12 protein-coding genes and 1 pseudogene are annotated in these 15,405 nt (G+C 62.9%); 3 read left to right on the plus strand and 10 right to left on the minus strand.

Translation table 11 applies throughout. From position 1 onward, the window contains the following. Positions 1–39 precede the first annotated feature (39 nt). On the minus strand, positions 40–642 hold the full coding sequence (locus DNJ95_RS00485; RefSeq protein WP_131182764.1) for an outer membrane protein: 603 nt from the start codon (positions 640–642) through the stop codon (positions 40–42). A gap of 202 nt (positions 643–844) precedes the next feature. On the opposite strand from DNJ95_RS00485, the gene DNJ95_RS00490 reads away from it, so the two are divergent. Further along, positions 845–3,262 carry a DUF3772 domain-containing protein gene (locus DNJ95_RS00490; protein WP_131182765.1) on the plus strand — a complete coding sequence of 806 codons (2,418 nt, stop codon included), beginning with the start codon at positions 845–847 and terminating at the stop codon, positions 3,260–3,262. A gap of 6 nt (positions 3,263–3,268) precedes the next feature. On the opposite strand, the gene DNJ95_RS19760 is transcribed toward DNJ95_RS00490, so the two are convergent. From DNJ95_RS19760 to DNJ95_RS00515, 6 genes and pseudogenes are all read right to left on the minus strand, one after another. Then, on the minus strand, positions 3,269–3,829 hold the full coding sequence (locus DNJ95_RS19760; RefSeq protein WP_420856753.1) for a methyl-accepting chemotaxis protein: 561 nt from the start codon (positions 3,827–3,829) through the stop codon (positions 3,269–3,271). Further along, positions 3,809–4,603, minus strand: a pseudogene (locus tag DNJ95_RS19765) (PAS domain-containing protein); the annotation flags it as partial. The gene DNJ95_RS19760 and the pseudogene DNJ95_RS19765, both read right to left, overlap by 21 nt. Before the next feature lie 239 nt (positions 4,604–4,842). Beyond that, complete coding sequence (locus DNJ95_RS00500; protein ID WP_131182767.1) at positions 4,843–6,384, minus strand: phosphoenolpyruvate carboxykinase; 1,542 nt, start codon at positions 6,382–6,384, stop codon at positions 4,843–4,845. A gap of 189 nt (positions 6,385–6,573) precedes the next feature. Continuing rightward, on the minus strand, positions 6,574–7,461 hold the full coding sequence (gene hslO / locus DNJ95_RS00505) for an Hsp33 family molecular chaperone HslO (protein WP_131182768.1): 888 nt from the start codon (positions 7,459–7,461) through the stop codon (positions 6,574–6,576). A 111-nt stretch (positions 7,462–7,572) separates the two neighbouring features. Then, positions 7,573–7,743, minus strand: a complete 171-nt coding sequence (locus DNJ95_RS00510; RefSeq protein WP_131182769.1) for a DUF1328 domain-containing protein — start codon at positions 7,741–7,743, stop codon at positions 7,573–7,575. An 84-nt stretch (positions 7,744–7,827) separates the two neighbouring features. Next, positions 7,828–8,049, minus strand: a complete 222-nt coding sequence (locus DNJ95_RS00515; protein ID WP_131182770.1) for a hypothetical protein — start codon at positions 8,047–8,049, stop codon at positions 7,828–7,830. Between the two features lie 508 nt (positions 8,050–8,557). Here DNJ95_RS00515 and algB point away from each other — a divergent pair. Both algB and DNJ95_RS00525 read left to right on the plus strand, forming a co-directional pair. Further along, positions 8,558–9,904, plus strand: a complete 1,347-nt coding sequence (algB, locus tag DNJ95_RS00520) for a sigma-54-dependent response regulator transcription factor AlgB (protein WP_131182771.1) — start codon at positions 8,558–8,560, stop codon at positions 9,902–9,904. Next, on the plus strand, positions 9,901–11,688 hold the full coding sequence (locus tag DNJ95_RS00525) for an ATP-binding protein (protein ID WP_131182772.1): 1,788 nt from the start codon (positions 9,901–9,903) through the stop codon (positions 11,686–11,688). The genes algB and DNJ95_RS00525 overlap by 4 nt, the downstream gene beginning before the upstream one ends. Positions 11,689–11,908: 220 nt before the next feature. Here the strand turns inward: DNJ95_RS00525 and DNJ95_RS00530 are convergent, their stop codons facing one another. Genes DNJ95_RS00530 through DNJ95_RS00540 form a run of 3 tightly spaced genes read right to left on the minus strand, consistent with a single transcriptional unit; the run spans position 11,909 to position 15,399 of the window. Next, entirely contained in the window at positions 11,909–12,691 is a 783-nt protein-coding gene (locus DNJ95_RS00530) for an N-acetylmuramoyl-L-alanine amidase (protein ID WP_242671867.1), read from the minus strand. 18 nt (positions 12,692–12,709) lie between these two features. Beyond that, positions 12,710–14,533: a GGDEF domain-containing protein gene (locus tag DNJ95_RS00535; protein WP_131182774.1), complete on the minus strand. Its 1,824-nt coding sequence runs from the start codon at positions 14,531–14,533 to the stop codon at positions 12,710–12,712. After that, positions 14,530–15,399: an endonuclease/exonuclease/phosphatase family protein gene (locus tag DNJ95_RS00540; RefSeq protein WP_131182775.1), complete on the minus strand. Its 870-nt coding sequence runs from the start codon at positions 15,397–15,399 to the stop codon at positions 14,530–14,532. The genes DNJ95_RS00535 and DNJ95_RS00540 overlap by 4 nt, the downstream gene beginning before the upstream one ends. Positions 15,400–15,405 lie beyond the last annotated feature (6 nt).

The raw sequence follows: 15,405 nt of genomic DNA on the forward strand, positions 1-15,405 counted from the left end.
TCTCGGTTAGCGCGTGACACGCTGCGCATCCCAGGACCATCAGAAGCGATAGTTGACGCCCAGGTACAACTGCTTGCTGCTGTGCACGTCGATCGAACCGATCTTGCGTTCGCCATGCGGGCTGACTTCGGTGCCGGCATTGCTGCGCAGATAACGGTAGCCCGCCTCTACCGAGGCATTGTCGCCAACGTCCTGCAGGATACCGGCCTGCAACCCGACCAGGTAGCCGATATCGCTGTCGCGGCTGTAACCCTTGGACTCTTGCTCGAGCTTGGTCAGCCCCAGGCTGCCACCACCGAACAGGCGAGTGCTGTCGGTCAGCGGCAGGAAGGCATCGTAGCTGCCGATCAGGTTCTGCTGGCGCAGCTTGTAGGTATTGGCGTAATTGTCCGAGACGTTTTCATAGGTTGCGTAGTAACGGCCCTGCTCGGTGTTCTGACCGGCACGGATACCCCAGGTACCGCTCTTGTGGATGACATTGTCGAAATCCGGGTTGGCCGCGCTCTGCTTGAGGCTGGAAGAGCGGTCGATATTGACCGAGGTCTTGCCCCAGGTGGCGCCGGCGAAATTCTCCGCGGCGCTGGCAGTCAGGCTGAAAATCCCGAGGGTGGTGGCCAAGGCCAGGGTATGCAGTTTGTTCATGGGTGAAACTCCTTTGCAGGCGGACGAAATATGCACGCCGCCATACTGCCTGGCAGGCCCTGAACGACGACTGAACCCGCCCTGAACCTTTCCTGAACGAACCGGCGCACGGCAGACGGGTCTTTTCTCCCGTGGCAACTTGAGCGGCCCATGTCACTCGGCCACAATCACCCATGAACCACCGCCCCGAAGGCCTCCACCGATGAAGCGTCGTGCATTCCGCCTGTTACGCCTGCCGCTCTGGCAGCTCTATCTGCCGCTTTGCCTGCTCGTTCTGCCCCTTGGCGCCTGGGCCGAGCAAGACAGCGCCCGGCAACTCGCCCCACAGGAAGTGGCCACCCAGGCGCTGGGCCTGCAGGAGCGGCTGGACCAGATCAAACAGGCCGTCTCCGCCGACAACGACGATACCCGCCTGGGCGAACTCAAGGCACAGGCCCTGGAGCTGGGGCGAAACGCCCGCGAACTGCTCGACCAGTTGCAGGCCGAGCAGGCGCCGCTACAGACCCAGCTCGACGTACTCGGCCCCAGGCCCGAGCCGGATGCCATCCAGGAAACCGAACAGGTCAGCAGCCAGCGTGACCAGCTCGAACGCCAGTTGGCGGCACTGCAGGCGCGTGATGAACAGGTCCTGGCGATACAGAATGGCGCCAGCGCCCTGGTGGCGCAGATCGTCGAACTGCGCCGTGGCCTGCTGAAGACCCAACTGGCGATGAACAGCGGCAGTCTGCTCGGGGTGGCCTTCTGGTCACCGCTGTTCTCGCCGTCCAGCGAAGATGCCCGCCTGATCGGCGACTTCTTCCAGCAACTGCGCGGCGTGCTCGCCCAGGCCTGGTCCGCCGGGCTGGTATCGGCCCTGTATCTGGCGCTGGCACTGCTGGTCGGCTGGTATGGGCGCGGCCTGCTCGACCGTTTCCTGACCTGGTGCTGCATCCACTGGCTGCCACTCGGGCGCCTGCGGCGCAGCGCCCTGACCTTCGCCAGTTCGCTGGACACCTTCCTGGTGGCCTTCATCGCCGTCACGCTACTGTGCCAGTCCCTGTTCCGGCATGCCGACGCCGGTTCGGAAATCGCCATCCTGGCCGACAACCTGACCGAGATGACACTGTTCAGCGCGCTGATCGCCGGTATCGGCCGCGCCCTGCTGGCCAACGACCGTCCATCCTGGCGCCTGCCCGCCATGGACGATGCCGTCGCCCTGGCACTCAAGCCCTTCCCGCTGCTGCTGGCCGGTATCGTGCTGCTGTTCGGCATACTGGAGCGGGCGCACCCGACGGTAGGCGCAGGCATCCGCTACAGCATCCTGCTAAATGGGCTTTCCGCCCTGTCGATCGCCACCGTGGTGGTGCTCATGTTCCTGCGCACCAACCACGTGCGCCGGCAGTTGAGCGCTGCCGGCACCGCCCCGGAAGCACGCTCGACCCTGGCCGGACTGCTGCACATGGGCGCCGGCCTGGTGGCCGTGGCGGTCCTGCTGGCCCTGCTCGCAGGCTATGTGCAACTGGCCCACTTCCTCGCCTATGAACTGATCTGGGCGGCCATCGTGCTGGCCTGCCTGTACCTGCTCAGCCGCCTGTGCGTGGATGCCATCGAGGCTGTCTTCGCGCCGGACAACCGTTGCGGATACCTGCTCAAGCAGAGCCTGAACCTGGACGATCGCCACCTGGCCCAGGCCGCCAGCCTGCTGAGCGCACTGTGCCGTTGTACGCTGGTGCTGCTGGCGATCGTCGCACTGCTGAATGGCGCCTTCGGCGATACCACCCCGCTGTCGCTGCTGCAGCGCTTCGTCGAACTGCTCGGCGGCGATGGCTGGGGGCAACTGGAAATAGTCCCCGCGCGCATCTTCAACGCCCTGCTGTGCCTGCTGCTGGGCATCTATGTGCTGCGCACCGCCAAACGCTGGCTGGAACGCGACTTCCTGCCCAAGACCTCGCTGGATACCGGTATCCGCAGTTCGGTGGTGACCCTGGCGAGCAATCTCGGCTATGTGCTGCTGATCCTGGTCACCCTGGCGGCGCTGGGGGTGCAGTGGAGCAAGCTGGCCTGGATCGTCAGCGCGTTGTCGGTGGGTATCGGTTTCGGCCTGCAGGAAATCGTCAAGAACTTCATCTCCGGCCTGATCCTGCTGACCGAGCGCCCGGTCAAGGTCGGCGACCTGGTCAGCATCGCCGGGGTCGAGGGCGATATCCGCCGGATCAACGTACGCGCCACGGAAATCCAGTTGAGCGACCGCTCCACGGTGATCGTGCCCAACTCGCAACTGATCTCGCAGAACGTGCGCAACGTCACCATGAGCGGCGCCCAGGGCGTAGTCGGCATCACCCTGACCTTCCCGCTGGACATCGATCCGGAACAGGTGCGCGACCTGCTGCTGGACGCCTTCCGGCGCCAGGAGAGCATTCTCGAAACCCCGGCGCCATCGGTGAGCTTCAGCCAGCTCGCGCCGACCGGCATCGTACTCAGCACCACCGGCTACGTCAGCAGCCCGCGCAGCGTCAGCTCGACCAAGAGCATCCTGCTGTTCGAAATCCTCAAGGACCTGCGCGCCGCCGGCATCAACCTCTCCAGCCCGCAGCGCCTGCAGATCGAGAACACCTCGGGCGAGGCCGAAACCAGCCTCTGACGAGGCTCAGCCCTGCAGGCGGTTGGCGAAGCGGCTGACCGCGCCCACCACATGCTGGGCGCCATCCTGGATTTCCAGGATCACCGCACCGGCCTGGTTGGCCAGTTGCAGGCCAAGTTCCACCTGGGACTTGCTCTGCGCCATGCTGTCGACTGCGGCCTGGGCCAGTTGCTGGTTGCGTTGCACCACCTCGATGATCTCGTCGGTGGCGGAACTGGTGCGCCCGGCCAGTTGCCGCACCTCATCGGCGACTACGGCGAAGCCACGGCCCTGCTCGCCGGCCCTGGCCGCCTCGATGGCGGCATTCAGCGCCAGCAGGTTGGTCTGCTGCGCGATCCCACCGATGGTCTGCACGATGGAACTGATCAGCAGCGACTGCTTGCCCAGGTCCTCGATACCGATGGAGGCATCCTGTACCTGTTCGGCGATGCGGTGCATGAGGCTGACCGTGTCCTGCGTCACCTGGGCGCCACGCCGGGAACTCTCGTCCGTCTGCTGGGAGGTGCTGTAGGCGATCTCCGCAGCCTCGCTGACTTCCTCCTCGCGCCGGACCTGGTCGGTCACCACGATGGCGAACTTCACCACCTTGTAGAGCTCGTCACGGGTATTGAGCACCGGGTTGTAGGATGCCTCCAGCCAGACCGGCTCACCGTTGCGGGCCACGCGCTTGAAGCGGTCCGCGACGTATTCGCCCTTGTTCAGGCGCTCCCAGAATGCCTGGTAGCCGGGCGAAGCGACCTCTTCCGGCTCGCAGAACAGGCTATGGTGGCGCCCCTTGATCTCCTCCAACTGGTAGCCCATCGCCTGCAGAAAACGATCGTTGGCGGTCAGCACCTCCCCCTTGAGGTTGAACTCGATGACCGCGGTGGAACGCAGCAAAGCCTTGATCAACCCCTCGTTCTCCTTGGCGAGCTCGACGGACTCGGTCACATCGCTGGCAAAACAGATCGTGTGCGACACCTGGCCGTCACTGTCCTTCAACGGTTGCCAGACGGCCCGCAGCCAGACCTCGCTGCCGTCCCCGCGCCGGAAACGGTAGTGATCGCTGATATGCCTGCCGCTGGCGATGGCCGCCTTCAGCGTGCGGTAGCAGTCGAGCTGCCGCACATACTCGGGAATCACATCGTCCAGGGGGCGACCGAGCAGGCCGTCACGGCCATAGCGCATGGCTTGCAGGAACTTCTCGTTGGCCGACGCCACACATCCCCGGGCATCCAGGGAAAAAGTGATCAACTCGCTTTCCAAGGCGGCCTTCATCTGGCGAAGTTCGGCGATTTCATGCTGTAGGGCGGCAATTTCAAGCTTCAGTCGACGATCAAACATATTGGCAATCCCTGGCATCGGAATGTTCAAACCGGATCCTGGTGCCTGTATGGACCGACCACACAGGCACCAGGGGTTCTACTCATCTGTGATGGCAGGTAGCCTGATTCGTTCCTTGCCACTGCACAGGCGCCCGATCGCTCGATGGCAGATCCGGCCCGCTCCCGGCGGCCGGCTGCAGGTACTCGGCGCATGCTGGCCAGCGAGCGCCCATGAAAAAGCCGCCCGAAGGCGGCTTTTCAAGGCGCGGTGGCAACTCAGAGCTGCGGGCCGGCAGCCTTGATGGCCTCGGAGACATCGAACTTCCTGAAGTTATCGATGAATAGCTCGGCCAGGCCCCTGGCGGCCTCGTCATAAGCGCTCGCGGCGGCCCAGGTATTGCGCGGGTTGAGCAGCGCGGTCTCGACGCCCGGAACGGCCTTCGGCACGTCCAGGTTGATGATCGGCAAGTGCTCGGTCTCGGCACCGACCAGCGCGCCGCTCTGGATGGCAGCGATCACCGCACGGGTGGTCGGGATGTTGAAGCGCTTGCCGACACCGTAGCCACCGCCGGTCCAGCCGGTGTTGACCAGGTAGACCTTGGAGCCGAACGCCTGGATGCGCTTGATCAGCAGTTCGGCGTAGACACCGGCCGGACGCGGGAAGAACGGCGCACCGAAGCAGGTGGAGAAGGTCGACTTGATACCGCTGCCCGAACCCATCTCGGTGGAGCCGACCAGCGCGGTGTAACCGGACAGGAAGTGGTAGGCGGCCTGTTCGTTGTTGAGAATGGAAACCGGAGGCAGCACGCCGGTCAGGTCGCAGGTGAGGAAGATCACCGCGTTCGGCTCGCCACCGAGGTTCTTCTCGGAGCGCTTCTCGACATGCTCCAGCGGGTAGGCGGCGCGGCTGTTCTGGGTCAGGCTGTCGTCGGCGTAGTCGGGAACGTGCTTGTCGTCCAGCACGACGTTCTCCAGCACGCTGCCGAACTTGATGGCCTTCCAGATCACCGGCTCGTTCTTCTCGGACAGGTCGATGCACTTGGCATAGCAGCCGCCTTCGATGTTGAACACCACACCGGTGCCCCAGCCGTGCTCGTCGTCACCGATCAGGAAGCGCGACTCGTCGGCGGACAGGGTGGTCTTGCCGGTACCGGACAACCCGAAGAACAGCGTCACATCGCCTTCTTCGCCGATATTGGCGGCGCAGTGCATCGGCAGCACGTCGGCTTCCGGCAGCAGGAAGTTCTGCACGGAGAACATGGCTTTCTTCATCTCGCCCGCATAGCGCATGCCGGCGATCAGCACTTTCTTCTGTGCGAAGTTGATGATCACGCAGCCATCGGAGTTGGTACCGTCGCGTTCGGGCACGCACTCGAAGTTGGCGACGTTGAGCACCTGCCACTCGTCCTTGCCCGCCGGGTTGTAGTGGGCCGGATTGATGAACAGCGCCTGGCCGAACAGGTTCTGCCAGGCCGTGCCGGTGGTCATGCGAACGGGCAGGTAGTGCGCTTCGGAGGAGCCGACATGGACGTGGGAAACGAAATGGTCCTGGGCATTGTTGAATGCCTCGACACGCTGCCACAGGGCATCGAAACGCTCCGCCGGGAACGGACGGTTGATCGGGCCCCAGGCGATATCGGCCTGGGTGCCGGGCTCTTCGACGATGAAGCGGTCGGCGGGAGAACGTCCCGTTCGATGGCCGGTCCTCACGACAAGCGCGCCGTTGGCGGCCAGTTCGCCCTCACCGCGCTTGATGGCCTCTTCGACCAGTTGAGCGGCGCTGACATCGGTATACACGGCGTGAGTGGCTTGTGTCATGAGTGTGGTTCCCCGTCGGCCCCAGGCCGATTCCTCCATAGCTGAGTTGTAGCGGACCCGTTTGCGCGCTACATCGAAAAAGCAGGCGCGGGATTATGCCAGAAATCTCGGGCGCTGTTGAGGTTTCATAGCGCCCGCGAAAATCCTCAGCGACCAGCCCTGGCTCGGGCGGGAGGCGATATGCGTGCTTCAGTGGCGGGTATCCGAGGGCGCCTGGCTGCCGCCACCGGAGAACAGTTGGGCAATATCGGCGGCGTCGAACACCTGGCTCTGGTTGCAGAACTGGCAATCGACACTCAGGCTGCCGCCCTGCTCCAGCAACAGTTGTTCGGCGTCCTCCCGCCCGAGACTGATCAGCGCATTGGCCGAACGCTCCCGCGAACAACTGCAACGGAACTCGATCGGATGCGGCTCGAACAGCCGTACCTGCTCCTCGTGGTACAGGCGGTGCAACCGCGTCTCGGCATCCAGGCCGAGCATTTCCTCGGCACTCAGGGTATCGGCCAGGGTCGTCACATGCTGCCAACTGGCGGAGCGCTCCTCCGCATCGTGGATGCGGTCGGGAGGCAGTTGCTGCAACAACAGCCCCGCGGCTCGGCGGCCATCGGCCCTCAACCAGACACGTGTCGGCAGTTGTTCGGAGTTGGCGAAATAGGAAGACAGGCACGCCCCGAGATCGACACCATCCAGCGGAACGATCCCCTGGTAGCGCTGCCCCTTGAGCGGGTCGATGGTCATGGCCAGTACGCCATCCGGCATCAACCTCGCCAGGTCGGCATCGGCGGCGATCCGCTCGGCGTCATAACGGGCAATGGCGCGGATCTCCCTCAGACTGGAGCATTCGACCATCAGCAACGGCACCGCGCCGCTGGAGCGCGCCTGGAGTATCAGCAGGCCATCGAACTTGAGCGTCCCGATCAGAAGGGCGGCGGCGGCCATCAGTTCGCCAAGCAATTGTGCCACAGGCTCCGGATAGGGATGCTTGGCCAGCACATGCTGGTAGCTCTCCTCCAGGGTGGCTATCTCGCCACGGACATCGGTGTCATCGAAAATGAAGCGCTGGGTATGGTCGAACATGCCGGGCTCGCAGCTACAGAGCAAAGGGCTGTGGATTCTAGGCGCAAAGCGACCGGTGACCAAGGGGAAGACGATCCAGGCAGCCGCCCAGATGGGCGGCGTGCCACACACTCACACGCGAGGACCGCGCCCTCTGCCGAAGATCAGTGATACGACGAACAGCACGAGGAAGACCACGAACAGAATCTTCGCGATGCCCGCAGCAGTGCCAGCGATACCACCAAACCCCAGTACCGCGGCGATGATGGCAATGATCAGGAAAGTAACGGCCCAGCTCAACATGATGTCATCCCTCTTTGATAATCGTTAGGTTCATCTATATGCGGAATACCTGGCGGACCTCCCTGACCGCCCAACCGTGATTGATCAGAAGACCCAACGCTGTTCGCTATGGCTCGGCTGAAAATCCACTGGCACCCGCCTGGCCTGTGGCTCCTGTACTGATTGGGCGCCATCGGCCTGAATTCGTTCCACCGGGACATGCAGCAAGGGTTCATGTGAAAGGCCCGAGCTGGTGGCCAGCAATAAAAGCAGGGTTGCGCCCAGGAACCCGCTGTTCACGATCGACACTCGACTATCTCGTTTCATACTCGGGCACTCCTCGGGCTGGTGATGATCCTTCTGTACACGAAGGTTTCATTGCAGCCTGCATGCCAGCCGGATTAAAAAATAAAAACCATCAAAATCAAACAGATACAAAAAAACCTTGCCCTCTCTGCAATTCAATTTGCATGAACGGCCAGATGAGTTCGTGTTTTTTGCACGATCATTGAGGATAACGCCGGAACCGACCATTGCACGCTCCCATCGAAAAGTATAAAAACTATGATAATCAAAAGGTTGCTGAACAGATTCAGCGAGAGGGAAGCATCACCCAACAGTTTCCCTGGCTTATTACCGTGCAACTTGCATGAGTTTTCATAGACTAATGGCAGCACCCCATCGGGATGCGCCAGCCTGACTACGGCTGGCCTGAGGCATCCCCCGAAGAAACCACCTCATTAGTGACCGACTTCACAGACATGAGGCCGGGAAACCGCCAGAATGCCCCCTACTGAATCGAGACATCGCTTCGCCTTGCCTGACAGGAGCCACCATGCAGCAGACCCCGGAAATCAGTGGACGCATCCTGCTTGTGGATGACGAGACAGCCATCCTGCGTACCTTCCGCTACTGTCTGGAAGACCGGGGCTACAACGTCGTCACCGCCTCCAGCGCCGCCCAGGCCGAGGCGATCCTGCAACGCCAGGTGTTCGACCTGTGCTTTCTCGACCTGCGCCTGGGCGAGGACAACGGGCTCGATGTACTGCAACAGATGCGCCTGACCGCGCCCTGGATGCGGGTGGTGATCGTGACCGCGCATTCGGCCATCGACACGGCGGTCGACGCCATGCAGGCCGGCGCAGCGGACTACCTGGTCAAGCCCTGCAGCCCGGAACAACTGCGCATGGCCGCCGCCAAGCAACTGGAGATGCGCCAGATGGCGGCACGCCTCGAGGCCCTCGAAGGCGAGATGCAGAAGCCCAGCGACAGCCTGGGCTCCCACAGCCCGGCCATGATGAACGTACTGGAAACCGCACGGCAGGTGGCCGATACCGATGCCAACATCCTCATCCTGGGCGAGTCCGGTACCGGCAAGGGCGAGCTGGCGCGCGCCATCCACACCTGGAGCAGACGCGCCAGGAAGGCCTTCGTCACCATCAACTGCCCCTCGCTCTCGGCCGAGCTGATGGAGAGCGAGCTGTTCGGACACAACCGGGGAGCCTTCACCGGCGCCTCGGAAAGTACCCTGGGCCGTGTCAACCAGGCCGATGGCGGAACCCTGTTCCTCGATGAAATAGGCGACTTCCCCCTGCCCTTGCAACCCAAGCTGCTACGTTTCATCCAGGACAAGGAATACGAACGTATCGGCGATCCGGTGACCCGGCGCGCCGATGTACGAATCCTCGCCGCGACCAACCTCAACCTGGATGAAATGGTTCGCGAAGGCCGCTTTCGCGAAGACCTGCTGTACCGTCTCAACGTCATAACCCTGACCCTGCCGCCCATGCGCGAACGCCCCGAGGACATCGGAGCCCTGGCCGAACGCTTCCTCGCCCAGTTCGTCAGGAGCTATGGCCGCCCAGCCCGCGGTTTCAGCGAAGCGGCCAGTGCGGCCTTGCGCGTCTACCGCTGGCCCGGCAACGTGCGTGAACTGCGCAATGTGATAGAACGCGCCAGCATCATATGCCCACAACCGATGATAGAGATCAGCCACCTGGGGCTGGGCGAGCAGGTGGCCAGCAATGCTCCGCGCATCGGCGAGCAGCTCAGCCTGGAGCAGTTGGAGAAAGCCCATATAGCCGGCGTTCTGAGTAACAGCGACACCCTCGACCAGGCAGCGAAGACGCTGGGCATCGACGCCTCGACGCTGTACCGCAAACGCAAGCAGTACGGTCTATGAAATACCAGATGAAACTTAGGACGCGACTGTTCCTGGGGTTCTCGGCGCTGATGACGGTGGCGCTGTGCGGCCTGTTGCTGGCGTTGTTCAGTGTCATGCAAATGGCCAAGAGCCAGGAATACCTGGCTGGCGATGACTTCAGTGTCATTGAAGTCAACCAGAAACTGCGGCAGTCGCTTTCCAGCCATATCGTCATCCTGCTGGACGACTCGATGGACAACGAACTCCTGGGCGAGGCCAGGGGCGAGTTCCGGAATATCCTGGCAGAGGCAATGGTTCGCAGCCGCTCACCTGATGAACGGCAGGCCTACCAGCGCATCAGCGATACCTACGAAGAGTTCAACGACAGCCTGGAAGCCTTCCATGGACCGGCCTGGGGGCTACCTGAAAGCGGCCTGCTGGGACAAACCTTCCTGCACCTGCGCCAGTTGATGGTGGATATGCAGGACAACGCCCATGCACAGATCCGCAACATACAGAAAAGCGGCCATGAGCGCGCCCTGCTGCTCGCCGGCCTGCTGGGCCTGACCGGCATCGCCGTCCTGCTGGTCGGCTTCATCACCGCCCACAGCTTCGCCCGCCACTTCGGCGAACCGATAGAACGCCTGGCCAGCGCCGCCGATCAGATCGGCCAGGGCAATTTCGACCTGCGCCTTCCCAGTTCGCCGATCGCCGAACTGACGTTGCTGATCCGCCGCTTCGGGCTCATGGCCGCGGCCATGGACCGTTTCAAACAGACCAACGTACAGGCATTGCTCAACGGCCAGCAGCGCCTGCAGGCATTGCTCGACAGCATCGACGATGGCCTGTTGATCATCGACCGCCAGGGAAACCTGGAGCACGCCAACCCTGTCGCGCAGCGTCAGCTTGCCCTGGGCTCCGGCTACCTCGGCTCGCGCCTGGGGCTGGCGCTCGGCCATGCGCAACTGGATGCCGCGGCCCAACGGGTACTCGAAGACAAACCGCTGATCGCTCCCCAGGACGACCTGGTCATAGAGGCGGACGGAGAGCGCCGCCTGCTGGCCTGGCGCATGATTCCTGTAAGCCATAACGATGGCCATATCAGCGGTGCCGTGATGGTGCTGCGCGATGTGACCGACCAACGCGATTTCGAACGGGTACGCAACGAGTTCGTGCTGCGCGCATCACACGAGTTGCGCACACCGGTGACTGGAATGCAGATGGCCTTCAGCCTGTTGCGCGAACGCACTCAGCACCCGCCAGGCAGCAGGGAGTCGGATCTGTTCGACACCGTTCACGAAGAAATGCAACGCCTGGTCAGCCTCATAAATGACTTGCTGAACTTCTCCCGCTACCAGAGCGGCCAGCAGAAACTCGACCTGCGGCCGGGCAATATCGGACAACTGCTGGAGGAAGCCCGCCAGCGCTTCCTGCCAGCGGCACAGGCGGGAGGCATAGACCTCAGGCTCGACCTGACGGAAACGCTGCCAGAACCGATGATCGACCTGCAGCAGATGGATCGCCTGCTGGACAACCTGCTCAGCAATGCCATACGCCATACCGCACACGGCGGAGAGGTGAAACTCATGGCGCGCCACCATGGGCAGCAGGTCACCATCAGTGTCGAGGACAGTGGCGAAGGCATACCCTACAGCCAGCAGGCACGCATCTTCGAGCCCTTCGTGCAAATAGGCCGGCGCAAAGGCGGTGCGGGCCTGGGCCTGGCACTATGCAAGGAAATCGCACAGTTGCATGGAGGCAGGATCGGCGTCCACTCCCGTACGGGACACGGCACCCTGTTCTACGTTTCGTTGCCCGCGTGACTTGCCGGACAGCCACCCGCAAAACACTGGTTCTCTACCGAGCAGTCGCAGGCGGCAAGCCATAAGCTGGAAGCGGGGGTGCCAGGGTTCGCCATACGCACCAGCAAGCCAGGCGGCGCGAGACCACTCCGGCAAGCGAGGTACTGTAACTGGCGCAACCTATGGGGACGCCGCTTCCGAGCACTCTGAATACCGCAAGGCGTCCCCTGAAAACAGGCTGCTAGGATCGCAGCCCACTCACCACAGCCAGCAGCGCGGCGGTCTGCGCATCCGGCTCGCCGTCGTACAGTGACTGACGGTACTTCATCTGGAACGCGGCGATCACATTGCGCGTCTGCTCATCCAGCAGGCCATGCAGGGGTACTGCATAGCCCACAGCGGACAACGCCTCCTGGAACCAGGCAACGCTCGGCAGCTCGCCCGCATACCCTGCGCGCAGTGCCTGCACCTCGGTATCGTCCGGCCAGGGCAACAAGCCGGCATCGGCCAGGCGTTTCCAGGGAAACAACGGTCCCGGATCGACCTTGCGTTGCGGCGCGATGTCACTGTGCCCGATCACCGCCCCCGGCTTGAGGCCATGCCGTAGCATGATGTCCTTGAGCAGGACGATCAGCGCCTCGATCTGCTCATCCTTGTAGGGTAGCCAACGGCGCTGCCCGTATTCATCCTCCAGGTAACCCTGGTTGACCAGCTCGATACCTATGCTGCTGGAGTTGAGCCAGGTCCGGCCCTGCCACTGGCTGTCACCGGCATGCCAGGCGCGACGGTCTTCATCGACCAGTTGATAGATGGTCGCGGGCGACTCGCCAATCAGGTAATGGCTGCTCACCTGCTCGCGCGTCAGGATATCCAGCGACCGCGACAGATCGGCGGACGTATAGTGCACGACGATGTACTGCACACGGCTGTCCTGGCCGAGCGCCACATGCTGCCGATCGACCTTCAGGCTCGAGGCACACCCCGACAACAGCGCGACACACAAGACGACAAGCAGCCCTTTCACGAATCCTCCAGACACCATCTACCCCTGTTCGACGCGGTCACGCCCTATCTCCTTGGCCCGGTACAACGCCCCGTCGGCCCGTTCGAAGACCTTGTCCGGCGTATCTCCTTCCTGGAAATCGCTGAACCCGGCGGACAGCGTTATCTGTACACGCTCCCCCTTGAAGTGGAACGGGCAGGCGCTTATTCCCTTGCGCAAGGTATCCAGCAGGTTCGCAGCATCCCCGGTCGTGGTCTCGGGAAGCAGAAGCGCGAACTCCTCGCCACCGAAGCGAGCGATGAAATCGGTCTTGCGCAGGCGCTTTTGCAACTCACTGGCGATAATCTTCAACACCCGGTCACCCGCCAGATGACCGTAGTTGTCATTGACCCGCTTGAAATAGTCCACATCCAGCACGGCCAGTTGCAGTGGCCGGCCGTAACGCTGCCAGCGCCCGACCTCCAGCTCCAGCCGCTCACTCCACGCGGCACGGTTGGGCAGGGCGGTCAGGGAATCACGCAGGGCTTTCAGACGCTGTTCCTCAAGGTGCCCGCGTAGCCCCTCGGTAGCCTCTTCCAGGTTGGCTATGCGCCCCACCAGCATCTGCAGGCGCTCGCTCATCCGCCGCTCGTTCTCTCGGCGCTGGAGCTGATAACTGTCGACGGTTTCCAGCAGGCCATCCAGGCGGGCGACGACTATCTCCTTGAGGCTGGGCAGGTCTGCCGCCTGCCGCATGTGGTCATGCAGATCACCGACATGCTGACGCAGCTCCTGGTCGAGAGCCTGGGCCGCCGACTGATTGTGCTCATGCCCCTGGCGAGCCGCGCCCAGGCTGTCCTGCATACTGAGCAGACGCTCATTGAGCAGTTGCAGATAATTTTCGAACTCGCGCTTGCCCTGGTCACTGACCGCGATGGCCAGCACCGCCAGGTCATCCAGCACCGGGGCCAGTTCGTACCAGTTCAAGCCCTTCTGGATGCGCTCACGCAATACCTGGGCCTGGGCCTGGTGATAATCCGGCAACGGCAACTCATCGAGCAGCCCAACCAGCGTCGACTCGACATGCCCGGCAATGACGCTATAGGCCTGGTCCGGCATCACCGGCAACAGATAGTCGCCAGCATCCGCCGCCGGTTCGGCATCGGCATCGGCATCGGCATCGGCATCGGCATCGGACGATAATGCGGGGGCAGGCGTTGGCGGTGCGTCCTCCTCCGGCCCGCTCAGCGGGTCGGCCGGCGCCTCAGGAAGATCGGGCTCGGACTTTCGCCCGTCCTGCCGTACCGCTTCTGCGCCGGCATCCTCGACAGTCGGCAGCGGCTGGTCGAGCAGAGGAGGCTCGGAGCCGCCCAGGCCAAACAGGCGCTGGATGAAATTACCACGCGGCGGCACTTCGTCCGCCTGTTGCAGGGCCTGCCCTTGCAACAGGCTCAGTTCGGTCAATAGTGCCGGCAAGGTCCGCGATTGCACGCTATAGCGATCCAGGCGGCGGACGAACTGCTTGAGCGGCTTGCGTACGTTTGCCGGCAGAGGTTGCGCCAGCAACTGGTTGGCCAGTTTCTCCAGTGACTCTATCAGCGAGGCGATACGCGCCTGGCGGTGCCGCTCGGAATCCAGCACGGCCTTCTCGAGACGAGGCACAAGGGCGCTCAGCCCCTCATCCAGGTCACCGTCACGCAGCAGCTCGCGCATCTCGCGCATGCACTGCTCGACAGCCGGGTCGGCGCCCTCGACGGCCAGGCTGCTGCGCACCAGACTGCGCCGCAACAGATCGAGGCGGGCCTCCCAACGGGCCTCGAGAACTTCCTGCTGTTCGACATGCCGCAGGTATTTACCCTTCCAGCGCTGTGCCTCTTCACTCATTCTGCTACATCCATGCGAACAGGAAATGCATCGCCATTCAGAGCGTCCGGCAGACGGATCTCGACGGCGACAGGGAGGTGGTCGGAAATCGGTTGCGGCAGCACATCGACCCGCTCGAGCGTCAGGCTCGGGCTGAGCAGGATGTGATCGAGGCAACGCTGCGGACGCCAACTGGGGAAAGTCGCATTCACCTGCGGTGCCAACAGCCCCAAGTCACGCAGCGGCGAGTGCTCCAGCAGATCACGCGCATGGGTGTTCATATCACCCATCAGCACCTGATGCCGGTAACCCGAGATCAGTTCGCGAATATAGGCCAGTTGTCGGGTTCTGGTACGCCCGCCGAGCGCCAGGTGCATCACCACGACCACCAGCGCATTCTCGCCCTCGCCGAAACGCAACAGGATCGCGCCTCGGCCGGCTGGCCCCGGCAGGGGATGATCTTCCAGCACGCGGGGCTCCAGACGGCTGAGGACACCATTGCTGTGTTGCGCGAAACGCCCAAGGTTGCGGTTGAGTTGCTGATACCAGTAAGGGAACGCACCAAGCTGGGCCAGGTGCTCGACCTGGTTCACATAGCCTGAACGCAAACTGCCACCATCGGCCTCCTGCAAGGCGACCAGATCATAATCGCCCAGCAGTTCGCCGATGCGCTGCAGGTTGCCCGAGCGCCCGGCATGAGGCAGCAAGTGCTGCCAGCTACGGGTGAGGTAATGGTGATAGCGTTCGGTGCTGATGCCGACCTGAATATTAAAACTCAACAGGCGCAAGCGCCCGTCACAGGGCAGGCCATGCCCGTCCAGACACTCGGGGATGACCTGAGGGCAGCGTATATTGCCCGTACGCGAGGTACTCCAGCGGCGCAACATGGCTAT

This window comes from Stutzerimonas kirkiae (genome assembly GCF_004327335.1).
Lineage (GTDB): Bacteria > Pseudomonadota > Gammaproteobacteria > Pseudomonadales > Pseudomonadaceae > Stutzerimonas > Stutzerimonas kirkiae.

What these genes read in the sequence shown, in the direction of transcription:
- DNJ95_RS00525 (WP_131182772.1), top strand. Translation starts at nt 9,901, where the DNA reads ATGAAATACCAGATGAAACTTAGGACGCGACTGTTCCTGGGGTTCTCG.
- hslO (WP_131182768.1), bottom strand. Translation starts at nt 7,461, where the DNA reads ATGTTCGACCATACCCAGCGCTTCATTTTCGATGACACCGATGTCCGT.
- DNJ95_RS00540 (WP_131182775.1), bottom strand. Translation starts at nt 15,399, where the DNA reads ATGTTGCGCCGCTGGAGTACCTCGCGTACGGGCAATATACGCTGCCCT.
- DNJ95_RS00535 (WP_131182774.1), bottom strand. Translation starts at nt 14,533, where the DNA reads ATGAGTGAAGAGGCACAGCGCTGGAAGGGTAAATACCTGCGGCATGTC.
- DNJ95_RS00500 (WP_131182767.1), bottom strand. Translation starts at nt 6,384, where the DNA reads ATGACACAAGCCACTCACGCCGTGTATACCGATGTCAGCGCCGCTCAA.
- DNJ95_RS00485 (WP_131182764.1), bottom strand. Translation starts at nt 642, where the DNA reads ATGAACAAACTGCATACCCTGGCCTTGGCCACCACCCTCGGGATTTTC.
- DNJ95_RS00515 (WP_131182770.1), bottom strand. Translation starts at nt 8,049, where the DNA reads ATGAAACGAGATAGTCGAGTGTCGATCGTGAACAGCGGGTTCCTGGGC.
- DNJ95_RS00510 (WP_131182769.1), bottom strand. Translation starts at nt 7,743, where the DNA reads ATGTTGAGCTGGGCCGTTACTTTCCTGATCATTGCCATCATCGCCGCG.
- algB (WP_131182771.1), top strand. Translation starts at nt 8,558, where the DNA reads ATGCAGCAGACCCCGGAAATCAGTGGACGCATCCTGCTTGTGGATGAC.
- DNJ95_RS00490 (WP_131182765.1), top strand. Translation starts at nt 845, where the DNA reads ATGAAGCGTCGTGCATTCCGCCTGTTACGCCTGCCGCTCTGGCAGCTC.